2 protein-coding genes and 1 pseudogene are annotated in these 3,769 nt (G+C 46.9%); all 3 read right to left on the reverse strand.

From position 1 onward, the window contains the following. Positions 1-168: 168 nt before the first annotated feature. A pseudogene (locus G520_RS22910) lies at positions 169-1,010 on the reverse strand (IS3 family transposase); the annotation flags it as partial. Between the two features lie 261 nt (positions 1,011-1,271). Continuing rightward, positions 1,272-1,823, reverse strand: coding sequence for a hypothetical protein (locus G520_RS25035; RefSeq protein ID WP_156876966.1), 552 nt, complete (start codon positions 1,821-1,823; stop codon positions 1,272-1,274). 428 nt (positions 1,824-2,251) lie between these two features. Then, complete coding sequence (locus tag G520_RS25040; RefSeq protein WP_156876967.1) at positions 2,252-3,010, reverse strand: hypothetical protein; 759 nt, start codon at positions 3,008-3,010, stop codon at positions 2,252-2,254. Between the last annotated feature and the right edge of the window lie 759 nt (positions 3,011-3,769).

Genomic DNA, 3,769 nt, shown 5'->3' on the forward strand with positions numbered 1-3,769 from the left:
CTGCGTCCTGTGTGCAACACCTAAAGGGCTTATGCCATGCGGCGTTGGCAGTCCCACATGATGTGCCACAAATCGTCCACTTTACTTATTTCTTCAAAAACAGAAGGGGTTAGCGTACGAACGCATTATTTGAAAACACGCCTTTCTCCTGCTGAGAATCGTGCCCTTCAGCGTAGCACCGATGTATGCCGGGCCGTTGTCGCTGCGAATCACTTTGGGCTTGCCACGCCATTCAATGACCTGATCCAAGGCTCGCACCACACGCTCTGACGGCAACGACAGATCCACATCCATGGCCAGCGCTTCACGGTTAAAATCATCGATCACGTTGAATAGCCGGTAGCTACGCCCATCCGACAGCTGGTCGTGCATGAAATCCATCGACCAGCACTCGTTCACGGTTGCAGGTACTGCCAATGGCTCCGGCTTGGCGCGGACGATTCGCTTCCTGGGTTTGATGCGTAGGTTTAGCTCCAGTTCGCGATAAATCCGGTAGACCCGCTTGTGATTCCACCGATAGCCCTTCACGTTGCGCAGGTACAAAAAGCATAAGCCAAAGCCCCAGTTGCGCTGGTTATGGGTTAACCGGATCAGGTGGTCGGCAATCTCCTCATTGATTGCACTGGTGCTTGCCCGATACCGATAGCAAGTCTCGCTGATGGAGAAGGCCTGGCAGGCCAACCTTATGCTGACGCCTTTCGCTTGCACAACCTGGTGTGCCATCTCGCGTCGACGAGACGGCTTCACCACTTTTTTGCCATAGCCTCCTGAATGATCTCGGCCTTGAGCCGTTCCTCGGCATACATCTTCTTGAGCCGGCGATTTTCGTCTTCCAACTCTTTGAGCCGGGCCATGAGTGATGCATCCATGCCGCCGAACTTGGCACGCCACTTGTAGAACGTTGCCGAACTGATGCCGTGTTCACGGCACAGCTCTGGCACAGGGCTGCCGCCCTCTGCTTGCTTGAGGATGGCGATGATCTGGCTGTCTGAAAAGCGGGACGTCTTCACGCAAAATTCCCTTCAATCCTGTTGGAGAAAATTCTACTTCAGACGACGACTAATTTCAGGGGGGATTACCAAAGCTCCAGTCGACAGATAAAACACCGAGATCAAGCTCATCTTGATTCCAAGACTCTGACCATTTCCTCATGATAAGTGATATCTTTCAAGGGGAACGCGCGCAATTTTAATTAGCCCTGGCATAAGAAGGAAGACGCTCACGAAGGGTGGGCGTCTTCCTCATGGTGGTGCAGTCTGTAATCAATGTGTCTATAGAGTGGCTGGTAATGTTATGTTATAAATCCGATTTTTGTTTCCTTCGGCATAATACGTCTCTTTCACTTCGCATCCCGTGTCGAGATTAAGCCAAAAATCTCTTCTGTAGTCGCCTCCATCCCTGTGCCAACTCCAATGAGTATGCGCGGAACGAACGCCATTGATGATTTCAATTCCGACTGAAGATATGGTTGCCGTGAAAGAACTTCGGTCGGATGTATTCAGTTTAATATCCCATGCCTCGCCAGGAGTGAATGGCCAGTGATAGTATTCATGAATCTCTCCGTTGCGGACGATCTGATTGAGATTCATGTCGTACACAAAATTAGTGCTATCTCTCTTATAGTGCATGGTGCCGTTAGCATTGTATTGAAATGTATCGACTCGTTCCCTGAGTTTTACTCCTGAAAATCCGTCCGTGACATCATAGCGGCATGTAAGCCCGTTCTTAATAACGGGTGCGGTGATGCCTATTGTTTGTTCTGCGTTGGCTGTATTTATCAGCAGCGCGAACAAAGTGATGATAAAGATATAAATGATGCGCATGATTATTTAGTCCTCAATGGCTATGCTTATTCGAAATAATGGCGTAAAATTTTTTCCCATCCCTAACGCAAGGAAACCTATCTGCCACAATGGCATTGTCGCATATCAAGTGGCTGAATAATTTGCGAGGCGGCCACGAGCAAAATCTTGAAAGTGCAACGGGGAGGCTGGAAAAATATTAACTATGCGAATCTGCTTACTAGGTGCTAACCAGACGCAGAAAGAGGGCCTACTTAATTAATCTGTAGTGAACACCGGTGGAGGGGGGTGAAGGCGTCACTTGGACGCAATGCCTAAGGGCAAGGTGGCACTATTTTGCCGTGGTAACGAATGAAATGCAATTCATTTTTTTGCTTTGTTGCATGGATAGGACTCGGTGCGCAAAGCCACTTCCATGGACGTAATTATGGTACACGAAGGCATTGATGTTAATAATCGTCATCATCTTCGTCATCGTAATTATAGTAATAATGGTTGCCGGTTCCATTGTCACTGTTGATAATCTCAAATAATGGTAGGCTTAGATGGCCATCGTAATATTTTGGATCGTGCTTAATTTTAAGCCAATTCTCAAAATTGTCCCAGCCCTCCCATTTTTTCCATTCGTTAAATGCTTCTATCCCCAAGTGGAAATCATATTTTCTCTGGCAAATTTTGCTCTCAAGCGCTAGCGCAGCAATAGCAGCCCCACCATCTAGTCCTCTCTCTTCAGTAAAAATTGCATACAGTTCTTCGGTGGAAAATTTTGAATTTTTCCAGAAAATACCGCTGAGCCACTCGCCTCTTGGCTGGATGATTTTGCTTTGAAACTTCAATGGAAGCCGATAGTACGCCTTTATCACGTCATCCATGCTTGAGGCCTGTCCACATACCAATTGCCATATGTAGTGACGATACCATTTGCCTGTCCCTGGAAAATCTTTCTCGATGCGACTGACAAGCGAGGGGGATTCCGGTCTGTCAATGTCGCGGGGGCAGACTGAGCCATTTTTGTATTTTATCCAAAGACATGAGCGGTGTGTTGAGGGTGCTCTGGGCGAGAGCGTTGCTGGGTAACGAAGTTCTAGCTCGCGTGTATCTAGCTTACTGGCTTGTTGTACAGCATAGAACCAGGCCAGGGTTCTTAACCTGTCTGCATCTGTTTTTCGAGGGTAGCCAGAAGACCTAGCAGGGATGGTCTTTGTCAAGTCAAGCCTCCAATTTAGTCAAGTAAAAATTTAAATCTTACTATATTTTGACGGCGTTAGGTAGTCGTGCATCATCGAACTGAGCCAGCCAAAGATCCGGGACGGAGGAGCTAGAAAGGAGGAAAGCGTGTGGTGAAGTTTGTCGGAAATTTGGTAGAGCGAAGCAGGTAGGCATTAGAAGAACTGATCTATTGGATGAGATTTTAAGTTTTAATGATTGAAATTATCATTCTTATGTTTCATTTTTAAGGTGATTAACAAATGTGAAAATGATCTGTTCGCTATTGATGTTTTCATGATTAGCTTCGCAGAAGCTATTTGCTGAACAACTATTGGAGGTGTTTCCATGATTTATCATAAAGAGTCGACTCGGTTAAACCAGAAGCAGCACCGGATATTGAGCGCCGATTACACTTTTGAACTGGCTAAATGCCATGCGCATCTCGCTGCGATCCAACGCAATAAGAAAAGTTTATCTTGTCTTTTTTTAGTCTTGGCACGGGGACGGACTATCTGGAAAATGTCAAAAAAAATAATTGTCTGTGGGGGTGTTTTTTGAACCATATTCAGGACGAAATGAGTTTTTTGAACTGTCCGAGCCGACCCTATCTGTGCGCACGCATAGCGCGGGTTACAAATTCCAGTGAGACCACACCCCGGCAGTGCGCTGCGTCCTGTGTGCAACACCTAAAGGGCTTATGCCATGCGGCGTTGGCAGTCCCACATGATGTGCCACAAATCGTCCACTTTACTTATTTC

It is taken from the genome of Paludibacterium yongneupense DSM 18731 (assembly GCF_000422925.1).
GTDB lineage: Bacteria > Pseudomonadota > Gammaproteobacteria > Burkholderiales > Chromobacteriaceae > Paludibacterium > Paludibacterium yongneupense.